The organism is Krasilnikoviella flava (assembly GCF_900167525.1).
Lineage (GTDB): Bacteria > Actinomycetota > Actinomycetes > Actinomycetales > Cellulomonadaceae > Isoptericola > Isoptericola flavus.
Window position 1 is genome coordinate 543,292 of sequence record NZ_FUZQ01000002.1, and the last position, 18,046, is coordinate 561,337.

Consider the following 18,046-nt stretch of genomic DNA (forward strand, 5'->3'; position numbering starts at 1 on the left):
GGCAGACGATAGCCCGGGGCGTCTGCGTTCGCCGGGCGAGACCCCGGGTCAGGTCGCGCGGGCGATCCACGGCAGGTGGGCGCGGACCACGAACTCCCCGCCCTCGCGCCCCGCGGACAGCGTGCCACCGACGGCGTCGGCCCGTTCGCGCATGCCGAGCAGCCCGGAACCGGTGCCGGGGACCGCCGGCTCGGCGGCGTCGCCGGACGCGCGCTCGGGCAGCGGGTTGCGCACCACGATGTCGACCCCCGCGTCGGGGGACGCCTCCACCCGCACGTCGAGAGATTCTCCGTGCGCGTGCTTCCGGGCGTTGGTCACGGCCTCCTGCACCACGCGGAACGTGGCCCGCACCAGGGTGGGAGCGGCGTCGTGGCCGCCCGAGACGGAGACGGTGGCGGCGGTCAGGGGGTCGTCGCCCGCCATCCGGTAGAGCAGCGGTCGCAGGTCGTCGAGCGTCGCGCCCGGGAAGCCCGTCACGGTGTCACCCGAGCGCAGCGTGGTCACCAGGGAGCGGAGCTCGCCGATGGCGTGCTGCGCCGAGGTGCGCATCTCGCGCGCGGCGCGCGCGGCGTCGGGGTCGCCGGCGCTGGTGACCTCCAGCGCCGACGCCTGCAGCGAGATGGCCGCGACGTGGTGCGCCACGGTGTCGTGGACCTCGCGGGCGATCAGTCGCCGTTCCTCCTGGCGGTGCACCTGGTCGCGCAGGACGGCGGTCGCCGCCGCCTGCGCCTGCTGCATGTCACGGGCCCGATCTGCCGCGATCTGCGCCCGGCGGACCAGCCCGGCCGCGACGGACACCCCCAGGAGGCCGACGCCGACGACGGCGTAGGTCGCCGCCGTCGGGTCGGGGGACAGCACGTGGGTCTGCTCGTCGACCGTCACCAGGACCTGGGCCTCGTGGTCGCGCAGCGCGTCCCGGAGAAGCGCCACCGCGGTCGCGACCACCGTCGCGCCCGCCGCAGCGAGACAGGTCCGCACCGCGGCGGTGGCCAGCACCCATGGCAGGGCGAGGAGCGCCGCGGACGCGTCCAGAGGGAGCAGCACCGAGCAGGCCGAGGCTCCGAGACAGAGCGCCAGCGGGTGGCGCCGACGCAGCACGAGCAGTCCGGCCAGGGCGAGGCCCACGAGTGCGCTGACCAGGTACAGCGCAGGGCGCGGGGCGCTGGTCGGCGCTTCCGCGAGCGACGCGAACCCCACCGCCACCAGCGAGCTGGCCGCGGACACCGCGACGGCGAGCGCCGTGCCCGCGGTCTGTGCCCAGCGCAGGACGACGGCACGCCCGGTGATCACGCTCTCCCCGAGGCCCGGAGCGGCAGTCGCTCGAGCGAACATGCGTCGACACTACGGCGGGGCGCGCAGTCACGCGTCCGCCAGACGGACAGGACTGGCCGTGCAGGTTCTGCCCGATCGGGCACCCCGGGGTACCCGATCGGGCGATGCGCCGCGGGTCGGGCGGAACGGATCGTGGTCGAAGGCAGATCGTCCGACGGCCCGTGGGGTAACGGACGCGCGTTCACCGCATCCCATTCGCACCGAGGAGCACCCGTGTCCCAGACCGTCCCGCCCGCTCAGGGCATCCCTGTTCCGCCCGCCCCGGGGCAGCCCATGCCCGGCGCCCCGGCGCAAGCGCCGAACCGCGGCAACGCCCTGGCGGTCACCGGCTTCGTGCTGGCCCTCGTGGGCTTCCTGCTGTGCCTCGTCCCGGTCGTCAACGTCTTCGCGATCGTGCTCGCGGTGGTCGGCCTGGTCCTCGCCGTCATCGGCCTGGTCAAGACCCGCAAGGGTGCCCCCCGCAAGGGCCTGGCTGTCGCCGGCATCGTTCTCGCCGTCCTCGGCGGGGTGGGAGGGGGTGTGTCCGCGGCGGTGTACGGCGCGGCTGCCGACGCCGCGATCGAGACGCTGGACGACGCGTCCGCCGACCTGGACAAGATGACGGGTGACGCGACGGAGCAGGTCCTCGCCGAGGACGTCTCGGTCGAGATCGGCGACTTCACGGCTGAGGAGGACGAGTTCGGCCTGGTCACCACCGGGCTGCCGGTCACGCTGACCAACACGTCGGACGAGACGCAGTCCTTCATGGTGACGATCGACGCGCTGGACGAGTCGGGCAACCGTGTCGCCCAGGACATCGCCTACTCGAACGAGCTGGCGGCCGGGCAGTCCGAGAAGGTCGACCTCTTCCAGTTCGTCGAGCGGGGCGACCTTGACGCCATGCGGTCCGCCACGTTCGAGGTGGTCGAGGCGACCGCGCTCTGACCCACAGCCTCCTCGATCCGAGCCCGGGCCGCCGAAGCTTGTTCCGCGCGGTCCGGGCTCGACCCCTGCACCCTCCCCGACGAAGGAACACCGTGAGCAACCCGACGCCACCTCCTGGCTGGTACCCCGACCCGCAGAACCCGCAGGAGTCCCGATGGTGGGACGGCCGGTCGTGGGGACCCGCTACGGCATCCCCGACCACGACGGCGCAGGCGATCCCGACCCACCCCGCCGTCGTGCTGGGCACGGGTGTCTTCGTCCTCGCGATCGCCTCTCTCGTCTTCTTCTGGATCCCGGTTCTGGGCCTCCTCCTGGCTGCCGGTGCCCTCGCCTGGTCGATCGCGTCCCTGACGAGGAACCTGCGGACGTGGAAGGTCGTCAGCGCCACGGTGATGTCGTCCGTGTCCCTCGTCCTGGGCGTGGCGTTGATGGCGTCGTTCGCCGGCGGGAACGACGATCCGACTCCGACGGTCGCGTCGGGCTCGGCGACGGACGAGGCCACCGAGGCAGCGCCCGGCGCTCCGCAGTCGAGCGCGCCCGGAAGCAAAGAGCCGCGGGACAAGCAGCAGAAGAGCGAGTCCCACGGGTCGGAGGGCGCTGCGACGTACGGCAAGCAGCCCCGGTCGGAGCGCGAGTTCGTCACGATCGTCACCGACGGGTTCAGGTCGTTCGACAAGGCGGACACCGACCTCCAGCAGTCCGAGGCGATCCGCAAGAGGAACGAGAAGGTCTGCAGCGACGTCGGCTCGACCGCCGACAGCTGGACGGGGGTCGTCGTGGACGTCGGTGCGAACGGGGAGGGCAAGGCGTGGGTGGAGGTCGAGGTGGCGCCGAACGTGACGGTGCTGACATGGAACAACGCGCTCTCCGACACCTTTGACGACACCCTCATCGCGCCTGGATCGTCGATGTTCGAGAACCTCGTCGCGATGAAAGAGGGCGACAAGGTGACCTTCTCGGGCGAGTTCGTCCGTGACGACGACGCCTGCGTGCAGACGACGAACGTGACCCAGTACTTCAGCGGAGTCGATCCGCAGTTCCTGATGCGGTTCTCCCAGATCGACGCGCGCTGACCACCCGTCCTGTCCTTGGATGTCGTCGTACCTCGGCCTCCGCATCGGAAGCGGCGCGGGCGGAGGACCCCATTTCGCTAAGGTGCACTGGCACCGTCGCCGCCGGGCGATGTGGTGTTCATCGCTCGGAGGTCGGGGATGCGGGGCATGTCGATCGGGTTCGTGGGCACGGGGCCGATGGGAGCGCCGATGGCGCAGAACCTGCTGGCGGCGGGGTTCGACGTCGCGCTGTGGAACCGCACGGCGGTGCGCGCGGAGGACGTCGCGCGGGGCGAGCAGCGGGCGACGGTCGCCGCGACGCCGGCGGACGCGGCTCGACCGGTGGTGGTCGTGATGCTGCCGGACCTGCCGCAGGTGCGCGACATCGTCGAGCGGCCCGACGGTCTGCGCGAGGGATGGAGGGCGGCCGGGGTGACCGACCCGGTGCTGGTCGTCATGAGCACGGTGAGCCCCGTGGCCGTCGCCGAGTGGGCGCGGGAGCTCGCGGCCGAGGGGATCCGGCTGGTGGACGCCCCCGTGAGCGGTGGCGTCGAGGGCGCGGTCGCGGGCAGCCTGAGCATCATGGTGGGCGGGGCGGACGCGGACCTCGCGCTCGTCCGGTCGGTGCTGGACGCGATGGGTGCCACGGTGCGGCACGTCGGCCCGGTGGGCGCGGGCTCGCTCACCAAGACGTGCAACCAGATCGTCGTGGGCGGCACGCTCAACGCGCTCGCCGAGGCGGTCGCCATCGCGCGGGCGGGCGGCCTCGACCTCGCCACGGTCCTCGAGGTGCTGGGCGCCGGGCTGGCGGGCTCGCAGCTGCTCACGGACAAGACGCGGCGCTACCTCACGGGCGACTACGCGCACGGCGGCGCGTGCCGCACCCAGCTCAAGGACCTCGAGTTCGGCATCGCCGCCGGACACGCGCTCGGCGTCGACACGACGCTCACCGAGGTGGCGCGCGACCGCTACCAGCGGATGGTCGACCGCGGCGACGCCGAGCTGGACCACAGCGCCGTCATCCGCGTCGTCGTCTGACCCTGCGGATCCGCGCGAACGCTCGTGGTATCAGCGGGACCCTTGCCGCCCTCCGAGGTACATGGAGGGACGACCATGAAACGACTGGTGCTGTGCTGCGACGGGACCTGGAACCACGCGGTGAACTCGCAGGTCTCCAACATCGAGAAGCTGGCGCGCTCCGTGCTCCGGTCCGGGGGGAGCGCTGATCCCGACGTCGAGCAGGTCGTCGGGTACGTGGCGGGCGTCGGCGCTCGCGGTTACCTGGTGGACCAGCTGCTGGGCGGTGCCTTCGGGTACGGGTTCACCCGCAACGTGGTGGACGGCTACCGGTTCCTGGCGATGAGCTACGAGCCCGGCGACGAGATCGTCGTCCTCGGGTACTCGCGCGGCGCGTACACGGCGCGCAGCGTCGTGGGGATGCTGTCGCAGGTGGGGCTGCTCACCCCGGAGGCGACGGATGCCGGCCTGCTGTGCGAGGCGGAGCGCGTCTACCGGCTCAAGCCGCCGACGCCGCGCCGGGTCGCTCGGGCGCGACGGACAGTGGCCCGCACCCGGCCGGGGTCGTGGCGTCGCCGCCGGGCCGAGGCCGTGCTGCGACAGGGGGACGTCGTCCGCGAGACGAAGGAACGCTTCCGCGCGGAGCACGGGACGGAGGTCCCGGTCCACTTCCTCGGCGTCTTCGACACCGTCGGCGCGCTGGGCGTGCCCGGCCCGTCACGGCGCAAGAACCGCTTCCACGACGTCTCCCTGGCGTCCGCCGTCCGCACCGCGCGCCAGGCCCTCGCGATCGACGAGCGACGCCTGACGTTCGCGCCGTGCCTGTGGACCGTTCCCGACGACGACCCGCCCGGCCGCGTGCAGCAGGTGTGGTTCCCCGGCACCCACGGCGACGTCGGCGGGGGCGGGTCGCGCTGCGGCTTCTCCGACGTCGCGCTGCAGTGGATGGCCGCCGAGATGCGGGCTGTCGGGGTCCAGTTCGACGAGCACCGTCTGGCGCGTCAGCTCACCCCGCGGGCGGAGCTGATCCTGGACCAGGCGCCCCCGTGGGCCTTCCGCATCCTCAACGCGGTCACCCGCGTCAAGCCGCGCTACGAGACCGTCGACGGCCGGGTCGTCTTCCGCCGCGGCCTGCGGGTGCTCGCGCTGCCCGCGGCGGTGGCTGCGCCGGAGCTCACGACCGGCGCCTCCTCGCACGACACCGTGTCGTCGTGGCGGGACGGCGTCCGCCTCGCGGACACGGTGCTGAGGCACGTCCTGCGGGACGGCTACGCCTCGCTCGCCCCCAACCTCGGCTGGTGGATCGCCGAGGCCGGCGGCGTCGAGCGGGTCCCGGTGGAGCGGGTGGACGCCGCTCGCGGCGACCTGCGGCCGTTCGTCGTGCCGGGGGACGACGTCATCGCGCCGTCGCGAGGTCGTCGAGCGCTGCCGGCGGGCCGGTGAGGTCGGGCCCTTGGCGAGGTACGCCGTGGTCTCCCGCGGCGGTTCTCCCGCCCGTGAGCCCGGACGGCAGGAGCGGGCCTCCGCTCAGGAGTCGTAGGCGTCCTTGACGACGAGCACGGGGACGGGGGAGTCGAGCAGGACCCGCTGCGTCGTCGTCCCGATGAGGAACGTGCCCGCGTTGGACCGCTTGCGGGACCCGAGGACGACGAGCGTCGCCCCGGCCGCCTCCGCGGCGTCGAGGATCGCGTCCGCGGGCTCCGTGCCGGACGCCCGGCGGGTGACGGGCTGGACCTCGACCCCTGTCGGGGCGTCGGCGAGGAGGCCGTCGAGGGGGTCGCCGTCGGACGGGTCGTCCGACCGCGCGAGGTGCACCACGTGCAGGGGGAGCCCTCGGCGGGCCGCCTCCGCGATCGCCGTCCGAACGGCCGCCTCACCGTGGGGCGACGGGTTATAGGCCACGAGCACCGTCATGCGCACACTCTCGCACACCGAGGGAACCTCACGCCGGTCCGGGCCGTTGACCCCTGCAGCCGACGAAGGAGCAGCGCGCCATGCAGTGTCCGCACGACCAGTCCGTCCTCGTGATGACCGAGCGCAAGGGGATCGAGATCGACTACTGCCCGCAGTGCCGCGGGGTATGGCTCGACAGGGGCGAGCTCGACAAGATCATCGAGCGGTCGCTCGAGTCGGAGATCGCTGCCGAGGCACGCGGTCCCGTCCCTCCCGCCCCGGCTCCGACGTCCCCGGGGTCGCCCTACCCGCCCGCCGGGTACGACGACCGCCGGTACGACGAGCCGAGGTACGACGACCGCCGCCACGACGACAAGCGGTACGACGACCGTCGCTACGACGACAAGCGGTACGACGACCGCGGGTACGACCCGCGGTACCGCAAGCGCAAGAAGAAGGAGTCGTTCCTCGGGGACCTCTTCGACTTCTGAGGCCCGGCCCTCCCTCGCGCCGTCAGGCGGCGAGCTGCTCGCGCACCTGGCGCTTGGCGCGCGTGAGCATGCCCGCCATCCCGTTGAGCCGCAGCGGGCTGACGGCGCGGGTGAGCCCGATCATGAGCGGGAAGTCGTCGGGCACGTCGAGCACCTGCTGCGTCGTCAGCCCGGACAGACCCTGGGCGAGGATCGACGCGAACCCGCGGGTGGTGGGGGCCTCCTGCGGCGCCGTCGCGTAGAAGTGCACGACGTCCCCGTCGACCTCCGCGAACGCGCGGACGGGAGACTGGCACTCCTCGACGGCCTCGAGCAGTCCGGGCGCGCTCTCGTACCGCGGGGGCAGGCCAGGCAGCTCGCGGGAGAACTCGAGCAGGAGCTGCAGCCGCTCACGCTCGGGCAGCTCGAGGAACTCCTCACGGATCTCGGCGAGCGGTGCGGGCAGGGCGGCGGCGTCGGTCATGGGTCCAGTCTCTCGTACGGGGGGAGACGTCGGTCGAGCCCGCCGGGACCAGGTGTCAGGGGCTGACGGGTCTCGGCAGGCTCGACCGACGAGGCGCGGGGGAGGTCAGGCGGCGGCCTTCTGTCGGAGGCCCGCGGGGACCTCGCCGGGCTCGGAGCCCGCGACGATCGGCACGCGGACGGCGTTGCCCCACTCGGTCCACGACCCGTCGTAGTTGCGGACGTCGTCGATGCCGAGCAGGTAGCGCAGCGCGAACCAGGTGTGGCTGGAGCGCTCGCCGATGCGGCAGTACGTGATCACCGAGTCGCCCGCGGTGAGGCCGAGGCCGCCGTCGGTGTAGATCGCCTCGAGCTCGGCGCGCGGCTTGTACGTGCCGTCCTCGGCGACCGCGGTGGCCCAGGGGACGTTGCGCGCCGACGGGATGTGGCCGCCGCGCAGCACGCCCTCCTCCGGGTAGTCCGGGATGTGCAGGCGCTCGCCGGAGAACTCCTGCGGGGAGCGGATGTCCACCAGCGGGCCGTTGCCGAGGTGGTCCAGCACGTCCTCCTTGAAGGCACGGAACGTGGTGTCGTCGCGCTCGACGACGGGGTAGGTGCCGGGGGCGGGGGAGGGCACGTCGGTGGTGAGCTCGCGCCCCTCGGCCACCCACAGGTTGCGGCCGCCGTCGAGGAGGCGGACGTCCTCGTGGCCGAACAGGGTGAAGACCCACGCGGTGTACGCGGCCCACCAGTTGTTCTTGTCGCCGTACAGCACGATCGTCGTGTCGCGCGAGATGCCGCGGCTCGCGAGCAGGTCGGCGAAGCCCGCGCCGTCGAGGTAGTCGCGCTCCACCGGCTGCAGCAGGTCGGTGTGCCAGTCGATCTTCACGGAGCCGGGGATGTGGCCGGTCTCGTACAGCAGCACGTCCTCGTCGGACTCCACGACCACCAGGCCCGGGGTGTCGAGGTTCTCGGCGAGCCACGACGTCGTCACGAGGCGCTCGGGGTGCGCGTACTCGGCGAGGCGCGGCGTCGGGTCGGTGGGTGCGGGCATGGTTCCTCCATCTGTACGGCGTCCGGACGCCGGCCGGGTGTGGTGGTTCGTGGCCACTCTAGGAACTGCACCACCTGCAGCGACAGCCCGTGTCCAGAATGTGGGACCAGCATGCGAGACGGCTGACATTGCCCCGAAACGCCCGCGATACGGAAATGTGATTCCAAAACTGCTTGTGGTGTCCGTCACCGAGTGTTAGCGTCGCGAATGCCAACGGCGGGCCCGGGCCGAGCGGACGTCGACGTCCCCGCGGTGATCGACCTGAAGTCGATCCGACACCGGCAGCTATCTACCAGGCGGCATGAAGGACAACTCGCCTGCAGCGGCCCGCCGAGCGCCCGGATCTCCTGGTCCCGGTGGGGCCTGAACGACCCGAGAGTGCACCCGGGGGTCGCTGCCCGAACCGTGGAGACTCACCATGGACCGCAATGCCGTGGACACCCGTCCCGCCGTTCCCGTGGACGCAGCGCACCTCGAGAAGGCCGTCACCCTCGCCGTCGACAGCGTCGCGAACGCCGGCGGCCCGTTCGGTGCCGTGATCGTCACCCGCGACGGCCGCGTCGTCGAGGGGAACAACCGCGTCACCCAGGACCACGACCCGACCGCGCACGCGGAGGTCACCGCCATCCGGCGCGCCTGCGCCGAGCTCGGCACCCACGACCTGTCCGGGGCCGTCCTCTACTCGAGCTGCGAGCCGTGCCCCATGTGCCTCGCCTCGGCCTTGTGGGCGCGCGTCGACGCCGTCTACTTCGCCGCCGACCGGCACGACGCGGCCGCGGCCGGGTTCGACGACGCCGCGTTCTACGACTACTTCGCCGGCCGGCTCCAGGAGCTGCCCGGGACCCGGGCCGGCACAGGGCTCATGACGGTGCGTCACGAGCGCACCGCGTCCGCCGTCGCGCCGTTCGACGCATGGCGCGTCCTCGAGACCCGCATCGACTACTGACGCGTGCCGGCCGGAAAGGACACAACGACGTGACCATCCTGGGAACGCGGCGGGACGCCGCCGAGAACGACGAGACACCCACCACCGGCACCCGGCGCCCCGCGCTGGACCGGCTGTTCAAGATCACCGAGCGGGGCTCCACCACGGGACGCGAGATCCGTGGCGGTCTGGTGACCTTCTTCGCGATGGCGTACATCGTCATCCTCAACCCGCTCATCCTCGGCGGCACGAGCGCCGAGAACGCCCCCACCGACGTCGCGGGCGGCTGGCTCGCGACCGCCCAGGTGGGCGCCGTCACCGGCCTCGCCGCGGGCGTGCTGACCATCCTGTGCGGCCTCGTCGCGAACCTCCCGTTCGCACTCGCGGCCGGGCTCGGGATCAACTCGTTCCTCGCCGTCGCCGTGATCGGCGACGTCACCTGGCCCGAGGCGATGGGCCTCGTGCTGATCAACGGGCTGCTCATCGTGCTGCTCGCCGTCACCGGCGCGCGCTCGGCGATCTTCAACGCCGTGCCGCGCCAGCTCAAGGCTGCCATCACCGTGGGCATCGGCCTGTTCATCGCCTTCATCGCCTTCATCGGCTTCGTCGACGCCGGCTTCGTCACCCGCACCCCGGGAGGCCCGCCGGTCCAGCTCGGTGACGGGGGGTCGATCACCACCGTCCCGACGATGATCTTCGTGCTCGGCCTGCTGCTGATGGGGATCCTCGTGGCACGCAAGGTCAAGGGCGGCCTGCTGATCGGCCTCGTCGCGACCACCATCGTGGCGATCGTCGCCGAGGCCGTGCTCCGGCTCGGCCCGGCCGGCGACGACAACCCGGGCGGCTGGCACCTGTCGGTGCCCGCGCTGCCCGACTCGATCGTCTCCGTGCCGGACCTGTCGCTCCTGGGCCAGTTCAGCCTCGGCGCCTTCGACCGGATCGGGGCGCTCGCGGCCACGATGCTCGTGTTCACCTTGTTCTTCACGAACTTCTTCGACGCGATGGGCACGATGACGGGCCTCGCCAAGCAGGGCGGGCTCGCCGACGCGGACGGGAACTTCCCGCGGATCAAGTCGGCGCTGGTCGTCGAGGGCGTGGGCGCGGTCGTGGGCGGCGCGACGTCGTCGTCGTCCAACACGGTGTTCGTGGACTCGGCGGCGGGGATCGGCGAGGGGGCGCGCACCGGCCTCGCGTCGGTCGTGACGGGCGGCCTGTTCCTGGTCGCCATGTTCCTCACGCCGCTCACCGCCGTCGTGCCGATCGAGGTCGCCAGCGGCGCTCTCGTGGTGGTCGGCGCGATGATGATGAGAGAGATCAAGGAGATCGACCTGGGCGACTTCTCCGTCGCCCTGCCGGTGTTCCTCACGGTCGTGACGATGCCGTTGACGTACTCCATCGCCAACGGCATCGGGATCGGCTTCATCGCGTGGGTGCTGCTGCGGTTCGCCTGCGGCCGGGGGCGCGAGGTGCACCCGCTGCTGTGGGTGGTGGCAGCCGGCTTCCTCGTGTACTTCGTGCGCGGCCCGCTCTCGGCGGCGCTGGGCGCCTGACCGGACACTGTTCGACACCCCCGGTCGATCTTGCCGAAACCTGGTCTCGGCAGGATCGACCGGGAGGGACCGGCGGGAGGAAGGACACCGATGCTCGCTCTCACCGATCGGCTGGCCCCGTGGCTCGGCCCGGGGCAGCCGCACTTCGCCGTCGCGACCGTGGTCGGGGCCTCCGGCTCCGTGCCGCGACCCGTCGGCACGGCCATGGCGGTGCGCGCGGACGGCGCCGTGATCGGCAGCCTGTCCGGCGGCTGCGTCGAGGCCGCCGTGCACGCGGCGGCCCTCGACGCGATCGCCGTCGGGGAGTGCCATCGCGAGACCTTCGGCTACTCCGACGACGACGCGTTCGCCGTCGGGCTCACCTGCGGCGGCAGCCTCGAGGTGCACGTGCAGCCCGTGCGGCCCGGCGACCCGGACGACCCGGGCGCGGTCGCGCTCGAGCGGCTGGCCGGGGGCGGGGACGTGCCTGCCGCGCTCGTGCGCCGCCTCGACGTCGCGCGACCGACCGCGGTCGTCCTGGGGCCCGAGCAGTCCGCCGCGCCGGGTGCGGCGTCACCCGGCCCTGACAGCCCGCTACGGGCGCTCGTGGACGACGGCGCGCTGCCCGCGGTGTCCGCGCAGGTGGCGGCCGTGCTGCGCGCGGGTGGCGCCGCCACCGTGCACGCCGCACCCGGCGTGGCCGACGGCTCGTGCGCCGAGGGCGGGCCGGAGGAGCCGGTGGCGCTGCTGGTCGAGACCCGTCTCGCCCCGCCGCGGTTCGTCGTCGTCGGCGCCAACGACTTCGCCGGGGCGCTGGTCCGCGCGGTGCGGCTGCTGGGCTACCACGTGACCCTCGTCGACGCCCGCGAGGTGTTCGCGGCTCCGCGGCGCTTCCCGCAGGCCGACGAGGTGGTGGTCGACTGGCCCGACCGGTACCTGGCGGCCGAGGCAGCCGCCGGGCGGCTCGACGGCCGCACCGCCGTCGCCGTCCTCACCCACGACGCGAAGTTCGACGTCCCGACGCTGCGGCTCGCCCTCGGCCTCCCGCTCGCGTACGTGGGTGCGATGGGCTCGCGCCGCTCGCACGCGCAACGGCTGCGGGCCTTGCGCGACCAGGGGGTGACGCCCGAAGCGCTGGCGCGGCTGCGCTCGCCGATCGGCCTCGACCTCGGCGCCGTGACGCCGGAGGAGGTGGCCGTGTCCGTGGTCGCCGAGCTGGTCGCCGTGCGCCACGGCCGCACCACCGCAGTCCCCCTGAGCGCCACGGACGGGCCGCTGCACGCGGCACCCGGCCCTCCCGGCGCCTCCGACATCGACATCCACAGCGGCACCCGCAGCAAGGAGCGTCCCCGGTGGACCTGAACACCGTCACCGACCTCGTCCCCACCGCCGACCCCGCCGACTGGCGCGAGGGTGACGCGTGGCTGGCCGGCGGCACCGTCCTGTTCTCCTACGGCAGCCAGACCCTGCGCCGCCTGCTCGACCTCACGAGCGCGGGCTGGCCCGCGCTCACGGTGACGGACGACGGCCTGGAGATCGCCGCGACCTGCACGGTCGCGGAGCTGTACGACTTCCCGGCCGCCCCGGCGTCGGCGCCCGTGCGGGACGCGTGGCGCGCGCTGGACCTCGTGCGGCCGTGCTGCGACGCGTTCGTCGCGTCGTTCAAGATCTGGAACACCTCGACGGTGGGCGGCAACGTCGCCACGTCGTTGCCGGCGGGCCCGATGACGTCGCTCACGGCGGCGCTCGACGGCGTCGCCGAGGTGTGGGGCCCCGGCGGCGCGCGGCGCACCGAGCCCGTGGCGGGGCTGGTGACCGGCGAGATGCGCAACACCCTCGCCCCTGGCGAGCTGCTGCGCGCGATCCGCCTTCCCGCCGCCGCGCTGCGCGCCCGCACCGCGTTCCGGCGGCTGTCGCTGTCGAACCTCGGCCGCTCGGGCGTGCTGCTCGTCGGCCGCCTCGACGCGCCCGCCGACGGTGGGGAGCTCGTCGTCACCGTGACGGCGTCGACCCGCCGGCCCGTGCAGCTGAGGTTCCCCGCCGGAGCCCGCCCCGACGCCGCCGGGCTGGCGGCCGCGATCGACGCGGCGATCCCCGACGACCTCTACCACGACGACATCCACGGCCTGCCCGCCTGGCGTCGCGACATGACCTACCGGCTCGCGGAGGAGATCCGCCTCGAGCTGCTCGACCGCACCACCGACACCTCGATCGAAGGGGCCCGGCGATGACCGACGCGACCACCCGCCCCACCACCGGGCCGACCGACGACTCCGGCGGGCCCGACTCCGGCGAGCCCACGGGCGCGTCGCCCGTGCTGCGCGTGGACGGCCGTGACGTCGGTACCGTCCCGCGCGCGGGCCAGTGCCTGCGCACGTTCCTGCGCGAGCAGGGCTCGCTCGGCGTGAAGAAGGGCTGCGACGGCGGTGACTGCGGGGCCTGCACCGTGCACGTCGACGGTGTGCCGGTGCACAGCTGCGTGTACCCCGCGCGGCGGGCGGCCGGGCGGGAGGTGACGACGATCGGCGGTCTCGCCGCTGCCGGGGCCGACGACGCTTCCCGCGGCGGGGCCACGACCGGCATCACCGACGAGGCGCTGCACCCTGTGCAGCAGCGGTTCCACGACGCGCAGGGTTTCCAGTGCGGCTTCTGCACCGCGGGCATGATCATGACGGCCGCCACGTTCGACGACGAGCAGCGCGCGAACCTGCCGCGCAGCCTCAAGGGCAACCTGTGCCGCTGCACGGGGTACCGCGCCGTCGAGGACGCGGTGCTGGGCACCGAGAACGCGGAGGCTCCCGGAGCCTGCGGCACCGCCTTCGGCACGAGCGAGCCCGCGCCCGCGAGCCGCGGCGTGGTCACCGGACAGGTGCGCTTCACCCTCGACGTCGACCCGGCGGCCTACCCCGGCCTGCTGCACATGAAGCTGGCGCGCTCGCCGCACGCGCACGCCCGGGTCGTCGCGATCGACGCGACCCGCGCGCTCGCGGTGCCGGGCGTGCGCGCCGTGCTCACGCACGAGGACGCGCCCGCCGCCCGGTTCAGCACCGCCCAGCACGAGCTGTGGACGGACGACCCGGACGACACGCGGATCCTCGACGACGTCGTGCGGCACGTCGGGCAGCGGGTGGCCGCCGTCGTCGCCGACTCGGTGGCCGCCGCGGAGGAGGGCGTGCGCCGGCTGCGCGTCGACTACGAGGTGCTGCCCGCCCTGATCGACCCCGAGGAGGCGATGACGCCGGGTGCGCCGCTGGTGCACCCCGAGCTGGCCGCCGCGACGGCGCGGGTGTCGCGACCGGCGGCGAACGTCGTCGCGGAGGTGCACAGCGTGCTGGGCGACGTGGAGGCGGGGCTCGCGGAGGCCGACGTCGTGCACGAGGCGACCTACCGCACGCAGCGGGTGCAGAACGCGGCCCTCGAGACGCACGCGGCGATCGCCTCCTTCGACGACGACGGCCGGCTGGTGGTGCGCTCGTCCACCCAGGTGCCGTTCCTTGCCCGCCGCCACCTGGCGCGCGTGCTCGACCTGCCGATGGACCGCGTGCGGGTGTACTGCGAGCGCGTCGGCGGCGGGTTCGGCGGGAAGCAGGAGGTGCTGGTCGAGGACGTCGCCGCGCTGGCGGCCCTGCACCTGCGACGGCCCGTGCAGCTCGAGCTCACCCGCTCGGAGACGTTCACCGCCACGACGACCCGCCACCCGTTCCGCATCCGGGTGCGGGCGGGTGCCCGGCGCGACGGCACCCTCACCGCCCTGCACCTGGACGTGCTGAGCAACACCGGCGCGTACGGCAACCACGGGCCGGGCGTGATGTTCCACGGCTGCGGCGAGTCGATCGCCGTCTACAACTGCGCGAACAAGAAGGTCGACGCGCACAGCGTGTACACGCACACGCTGCCGTCCGGCGCGTTCCGGGGGTACGGGCTGAGCCAGATGATCTTCGCCGTCGAGTCCGCGGTGGACGAGCTGGCCCGGCAGCTCGGCATGGACCCGCTCGAGCTGCGCCGCCGCAACGTGGTGCGCGAGGGCGACCACATGCTGTCCCTCACCCCGGAGCCCGAGGAGGACGTGCTGTACGGCAGCTACGGCCTCGACCAGTGCATCGAGCTGGTCGACGACGCCCTGGCCCGCGGCCGGGCGCGCGACGTCGCCGCGTACGGGGCGGACCCCGACCACCCGGGGACCCCGTGGCTCGGCGACGAGTGGGGGATCGGCGAGGGGACGGCCGTCTCCATGATCGACACCGTGCCGCCGCGCGGGCACATGTCGCACGCCCGCGCCCGCCTGCGCCCCGACGGCGTGGTGGAGGTCGAGGTCGGCACCGCCGAGTTCGGCAACGGCACGACCACCGTGCACGCGCAGCTCGCCGCCAGCGCGCTGGGGCAGCGGGCCGCCGACGTCGTCGTGAAGCAGTCCGACACGGACCTGGTCGAGCACGACACGGGCGCGTTCGGGTCCACGGGCACCGTGGTGGCCGGGAAGGCGTCGCTCGCGGCTGCCACCGAGCTCGCGGAGCGGGTGCGCGTGGTCGTGTCGTCGCTGACCGGGACCGCGCCGGCCGACTGCCGGCTGGTACCCGGCGGGGTCGGCTACGAGGGCGGCGCGGTCGTGCCGCTGGCCGAGGTGGCGCGGCACGCCGGCGCCGCGGGCGTGCGGCTCGAGGCCGAGGGCCGCTGGGGCGGCACGCCGAGGTCGGTCGCCTTCAACGTGCACGGCTTCCGGGTGGCGGTGCACCGCGGCACCGGCGAGATCCGCATCCTGCAGAGCGCGCAGGCCGCCGACGCGGGGGCTGTCGTCAACCCGCGCCAGTGCCGCGGCCAGGTCGAGGGCGGCATCGCCCAGGCCCTCGGCGCCGCGCTGTACGAGGACGTCGTGATCGACGACGCCGGCCGCGTCACGACCGACATCTTCCGCCAGTACCACCTGCCCACCTTCGCGGACGTGCCGCGCAGCGAGGTGTATTTTGCGCGCACCACGGACTCCACCGGGCCGATGGGCGCGAAGTCGATGAGCGAGAGCCCGTTCAACCCCGTCGCCCCGGCGCTCGCGAACGCGCTGCGCGCCGCCACCGGGGTGCGGTTCACGGAGCTGCCGCTCGCCCGCGACAAGGTCTACCTGGGCATCAAGGCGGCCGCGACGCCTTGACCTCCCCCGCCCCGCCGGCTGAGCTTGTCGGAACCAGGTCTCGACAGGCTCGACCGGCGATCCGGGGCTCAGGCGAGCAGGTCGAGGTCGGCCTCGGTGTCGACGTCGCGACCGTCGCCGGGATGTGTGACGACGTCGATGAGGTCCGCGTGGGTGCGCAGGAAGTCGCGCGCCCCTGTGTCGCCGACGGCGCTCGCGGCGGCCGGGGCGGCGAGGGCCGCGTCCAGCACCAGCGGGTGCGACCAGCGCGGGCGGGCACTCTGCGCGACCGGGGCGTGCGCCCAGCGGGAGGCGGTGACGCGGCCGGGCCGGTGCGCCGCGAGCAGGCGGGCGACGTCCTCGGGCGCGACGCCGGGCTGGTCGACGTGCGCGACGACCACGCGCGCGGCTCGCCCGCGGCCACCCGCGTCCAGCGCTGCCGCGACACCGGCCCGCAACGACGACGCCATGCCGGTCCACCAGTCCTCGTTGACCACGACGCGCAGGCCGGAGGCGTCGAGCGCGGACGCCGCGCGCACGCGGTCCGCCTCCGCCCCGAGCACGACGACGACCTGGTCGCAGCCGCCGTCGAGCAGGACGGCAGCGGCGTGCTCGACCAGGGGCCGGCCGCCGTCGGGTGCCCAGGGGAGCAGCGCCTTGGGGCCACGACCCAGCCGGGTGCCCGCACCGGCGGCGAGCAGGACGGCGACGGTAGGACCCGTCACGAGGCCTGACCGCGCGTGGCGTCGTAGCGCTGCTGCGCTGCGGTGACCTCGTCGACGGATCCCTCGAGGACGTCGAGGAGGCCGACGAGCCGGTCGGCGACCCGGTGGCCGAGGCCGGTCAGCGAGTACTCGACGTGCGGCGGGATGCTGGTGCGGACCTCGCGCACGACCATGCCGTCACGCTCGAGCGTCTGAAGCGTCTGGGCGAGCATCTTCTCGCTCACGCCGTCGATCCGGCGGCGCAGCGCGTTGAAGCGCACGGCGCCGTCGCGCAGCCCGGCCACGGTGAGCACCCCCCACCGGCCCGTGACCGCCTCGAGCGCCTGACGCGACGTGCAGCCGCGCGAGAAGACGTCGGCGATCATCGCGTCGGTCGGGCCGGGGTCGGTCTGCGCGACGGCGGGGGAGTCGGTGGTCACCCGCCCAGGATACGGCGCGATCCGTCGGGGAGCACTGTGACGAAGGCCGCACTGCTGATTGGTTGGCGCTTTCGAAAAGTGAGCGCATGCTGGCATGGTGGCCCCCTCGCGGGCCGTCCCCTCAGTCCCGTCAGGTAGGGAGCATCACCATGACCATCGCCGTCACCGGAACCAGCGGCCACCTCGGCCGCCTCGTCGTCGAGTCACTGCTCGCCCGCGGCGCGGCGCCCGCCGACGTCGTCGCCCTCGCCCGCTCCGCCGCCAAGGTCGGGGATCTCGCCGCACGCGGCGTCGTCGTCCGCGAGGCCGACTACGACCAGCCGGAGACGCTCGCCCCTGCGCTCGACGGCGTCGACGTGCTGGTGCTCGTCTCCGGCTCCGCCGTCGGGCAGCGGGTGCGCCAGCACGGCGCCGTGATCGACGCCGCCAAGGGCGCCGGCGTCGGCCGCGTCGTGTACACGAGCGCACCGCACGCCGACACCTCGCCGCTCGTCCTCGCCCCCGAGCACAAGGCCACCGAGGAGCTGCTTGCCGCCTCCGGCCTGTCCACCACGGTGCTGCGCAACGGCTGGTACACCGAGAACTACCTGCCCGACGTCCAGCGGGCCCGGGAGACGGGAGAGCTCGTCGCCTCCGTGGGAGAGGGGCGCGTCGCCAGCGCGAGCCGCGCGGACTACGCCGAGGCCGCCGCCGTCGTCGCGTTGGACGCGCACCGCGACGGCAGCCATGACGGCGCCGTCCACGAGCTGTCCGGCGACGTCGCGTGGGACTTCGACGAGCTCGCCCGCACCGCCACGGAGGTCCTCGGCCGCCCCGTCACCTACCGCCGGGTGACCTCCGACGACCACCGCGAGCTGCTGCTCGCCGCGGGCCTGGACGAGGGCACCGCCGGGTTCGTGGTCGCCCTCGACGGCGACACGCGCGAGGGCCTGCTCGCCGAGACGTCGGGCGACCTCGCCCGCCTGATCGGCCGCCCCACCACGCCGCTGGCCGAGGGCCTGCGCCGCGCGCTGGACGCCTGACGCTCCACACCGCCGAGGTCCGCCAGGCCTGACCGGCCCACCGCGCGTGGCCGACCGCCCCGGGCGCGGACACGCCCGTGCCCGGGGCACGGAACTCCCT

At 73.9% G+C, this 18,046-nt stretch carries 17 protein-coding genes; 11 read left to right on the forward strand and 6 right to left on the reverse strand.

Going from position 1 to position 18,046, the window contains the following annotated elements; genetic code table 11:
- Positions 1-48: 48 nt before the first annotated feature.
- Positions 49-1,332, reverse strand: coding sequence for a sensor histidine kinase (locus B5Y66_RS07130; protein ID WP_139820772.1), 1,284 nt, complete (start codon positions 1,330-1,332; stop codon positions 49-51).
- Between the two features lie 213 nt (positions 1,333-1,545).
- On the opposite strand from B5Y66_RS07130, the gene B5Y66_RS07135 reads away from it, so the two are divergent.
- The 4 genes from B5Y66_RS07135 (at position 1,546) to B5Y66_RS07150 (ending at position 5,768) form a co-directional block, all read left to right on the forward strand.
- Complete coding sequence (locus B5Y66_RS07135; RefSeq protein ID WP_139820773.1) at positions 1,546-2,256, forward strand: FxLYD domain-containing protein; 711 nt, start codon at positions 1,546-1,548, stop codon at positions 2,254-2,256.
- Positions 2,257-2,348: 92 nt separating this feature from the next.
- Complete coding sequence (locus B5Y66_RS22180) at positions 2,349-3,329, forward strand: DUF2510 domain-containing protein (RefSeq protein ID WP_139820774.1); 981 nt, start codon at positions 2,349-2,351, stop codon at positions 3,327-3,329.
- Between the two features lie 147 nt (positions 3,330-3,476).
- Positions 3,477-4,346, forward strand: coding sequence for an NAD(P)-dependent oxidoreductase (locus tag B5Y66_RS07145; RefSeq protein ID WP_176168802.1), 870 nt, complete (start codon positions 3,477-3,479; stop codon positions 4,344-4,346).
- A gap of 75 nt (positions 4,347-4,421) precedes the next feature.
- Entirely contained in the window at positions 4,422-5,768 is a 1,347-nt protein-coding gene (locus B5Y66_RS07150; RefSeq protein ID WP_079572850.1) for a DUF2235 domain-containing protein, read from the forward strand.
- Between the two features lie 84 nt (positions 5,769-5,852).
- Here B5Y66_RS07150 and B5Y66_RS07155 read toward each other — a convergent pair whose 3' ends face one another.
- Positions 5,853-6,239 (reverse strand): universal stress protein, encoded by a 387-nt coding sequence (locus B5Y66_RS07155; RefSeq protein WP_079572852.1) that lies wholly within the window; start codon positions 6,237-6,239, stop codon positions 5,853-5,855.
- 80 nt (positions 6,240-6,319) lie between these two features.
- Here B5Y66_RS07155 and B5Y66_RS07160 point away from each other — a divergent pair, with 80 nt between their 5' ends.
- Positions 6,320-6,709 (forward strand): TFIIB-type zinc ribbon-containing protein, encoded by a 390-nt coding sequence (locus B5Y66_RS07160; RefSeq protein WP_079572854.1) that lies wholly within the window; start codon positions 6,320-6,322, stop codon positions 6,707-6,709.
- A gap of 22 nt (positions 6,710-6,731) precedes the next feature.
- On the opposite strand, the gene B5Y66_RS07165 is transcribed toward B5Y66_RS07160, so the two are convergent.
- Together B5Y66_RS07165 and B5Y66_RS07170 are read right to left on the reverse strand one after the other, a co-directional pair.
- On the reverse strand, positions 6,732-7,172 hold the full coding sequence (locus B5Y66_RS07165; protein ID WP_079572856.1) for a SufE family protein: 441 nt from the start codon (positions 7,170-7,172) through the stop codon (positions 6,732-6,734).
- 105 nt (positions 7,173-7,277) lie between these two features.
- Positions 7,278-8,204, reverse strand: coding sequence for a sulfurtransferase (locus B5Y66_RS07170; RefSeq protein ID WP_079572858.1), 927 nt, complete (start codon positions 8,202-8,204; stop codon positions 7,278-7,280).
- 418 nt (positions 8,205-8,622) lie between these two features.
- On the opposite strand from B5Y66_RS07170, the gene B5Y66_RS07175 reads away from it, so the two are divergent.
- The 5 genes from B5Y66_RS07175 to B5Y66_RS07195 all read left to right on the forward strand — a co-directional run bounded on the left by B5Y66_RS07175 (position 8,623) and on the right by B5Y66_RS07195 (position 15,801).
- Positions 8,623-9,150, forward strand: a complete 528-nt coding sequence (locus B5Y66_RS07175) for a nucleoside deaminase (protein WP_079572860.1) — start codon at positions 8,623-8,625, stop codon at positions 9,148-9,150.
- Positions 9,151-9,179: 29 nt separating this feature from the next.
- Positions 9,180-10,679, forward strand: a complete 1,500-nt coding sequence (locus B5Y66_RS07180; RefSeq protein ID WP_245806969.1) for an NCS2 family permease — start codon at positions 9,180-9,182, stop codon at positions 10,677-10,679.
- Between the two features lie 90 nt (positions 10,680-10,769).
- Complete coding sequence (locus B5Y66_RS07185) at positions 10,770-12,020, forward strand: XdhC family protein (protein WP_079572864.1); 1,251 nt, start codon at positions 10,770-10,772, stop codon at positions 12,018-12,020.
- Positions 12,011-12,889 carry an FAD binding domain-containing protein gene (locus tag B5Y66_RS07190; protein WP_079572866.1) on the forward strand — a complete coding sequence of 293 codons (879 nt, stop codon included), beginning with the start codon at positions 12,011-12,013 and terminating at the stop codon, positions 12,887-12,889. The genes B5Y66_RS07185 and B5Y66_RS07190 overlap by 10 nt, the downstream gene beginning before the upstream one ends.
- Complete coding sequence (locus B5Y66_RS07195) at positions 12,886-15,801, forward strand: molybdopterin-dependent oxidoreductase (RefSeq protein WP_079572868.1); 2,916 nt, start codon at positions 12,886-12,888, stop codon at positions 15,799-15,801. The genes B5Y66_RS07190 and B5Y66_RS07195 overlap by 4 nt, the downstream gene beginning before the upstream one ends.
- A gap of 68 nt (positions 15,802-15,869) precedes the next feature.
- Here B5Y66_RS07195 and B5Y66_RS07200 read toward each other — a convergent pair whose 3' ends face one another.
- Both B5Y66_RS07200 and B5Y66_RS07205 read right to left on the reverse strand, forming a co-directional pair.
- Complete coding sequence (locus B5Y66_RS07200; RefSeq protein WP_176168803.1) at positions 15,870-16,505, reverse strand: nucleotidyltransferase family protein; 636 nt, start codon at positions 16,503-16,505, stop codon at positions 15,870-15,872.
- The gene (locus B5Y66_RS07205) at positions 16,502-16,924 is read right to left on the reverse strand and encodes a winged helix-turn-helix transcriptional regulator (protein ID WP_281251990.1); all 423 of its coding nucleotides are present in this window, start codon (positions 16,922-16,924) and stop codon (positions 16,502-16,504) included. Before B5Y66_RS07205 ends, B5Y66_RS07200 begins: the two co-directional genes overlap by 4 nt.
- A 149-nt stretch (positions 16,925-17,073) precedes the next feature.
- Here B5Y66_RS07205 and B5Y66_RS07210 point away from each other — a divergent pair, with 149 nt between their 5' ends.
- Complete coding sequence (locus tag B5Y66_RS07210; protein WP_079572872.1) at positions 17,074-17,946, forward strand: SDR family oxidoreductase; 873 nt, start codon at positions 17,074-17,076, stop codon at positions 17,944-17,946.
- The last annotated feature ends 100 nt before the right edge of the window (positions 17,947-18,046 follow it).

What these genes read in the sequence shown, in the direction of transcription:
- B5Y66_RS07170 (WP_079572858.1), bottom strand. Translation starts at nt 8,204, where the DNA reads ATGCCCGCACCCACCGACCCGACGCCGCGCCTCGCCGAGTACGCGCAC.
- B5Y66_RS07185 (WP_079572864.1), top strand. Translation starts at nt 10,770, where the DNA reads ATGCTCGCTCTCACCGATCGGCTGGCCCCGTGGCTCGGCCCGGGGCAG.
- B5Y66_RS07145 (WP_176168802.1), top strand. Translation starts at nt 3,477, where the DNA reads ATGTCGATCGGGTTCGTGGGCACGGGGCCGATGGGAGCGCCGATGGCG.
- B5Y66_RS07130 (WP_139820772.1), bottom strand. Translation starts at nt 1,332, where the DNA reads ATGTTCGCTCGAGCGACTGCCGCTCCGGGCCTCGGGGAGAGCGTGATC.
- B5Y66_RS07175 (WP_079572860.1), top strand. Translation starts at nt 8,623, where the DNA reads ATGGACCGCAATGCCGTGGACACCCGTCCCGCCGTTCCCGTGGACGCA.
- B5Y66_RS07195 (WP_079572868.1), top strand. Translation starts at nt 12,886, where the DNA reads ATGACCGACGCGACCACCCGCCCCACCACCGGGCCGACCGACGACTCC.
- B5Y66_RS07210 (WP_079572872.1), top strand. Translation starts at nt 17,074, where the DNA reads ATGACCATCGCCGTCACCGGAACCAGCGGCCACCTCGGCCGCCTCGTC.
- B5Y66_RS07150 (WP_079572850.1), top strand. Translation starts at nt 4,422, where the DNA reads ATGAAACGACTGGTGCTGTGCTGCGACGGGACCTGGAACCACGCGGTG.
- B5Y66_RS07165 (WP_079572856.1), bottom strand. Translation starts at nt 7,172, where the DNA reads ATGACCGACGCCGCCGCCCTGCCCGCACCGCTCGCCGAGATCCGTGAG.
- B5Y66_RS07155 (WP_079572852.1), bottom strand. Translation starts at nt 6,239, where the DNA reads ATGACGGTGCTCGTGGCCTATAACCCGTCGCCCCACGGTGAGGCGGCC.
- B5Y66_RS07160 (WP_079572854.1), top strand. Translation starts at nt 6,320, where the DNA reads ATGCAGTGTCCGCACGACCAGTCCGTCCTCGTGATGACCGAGCGCAAG.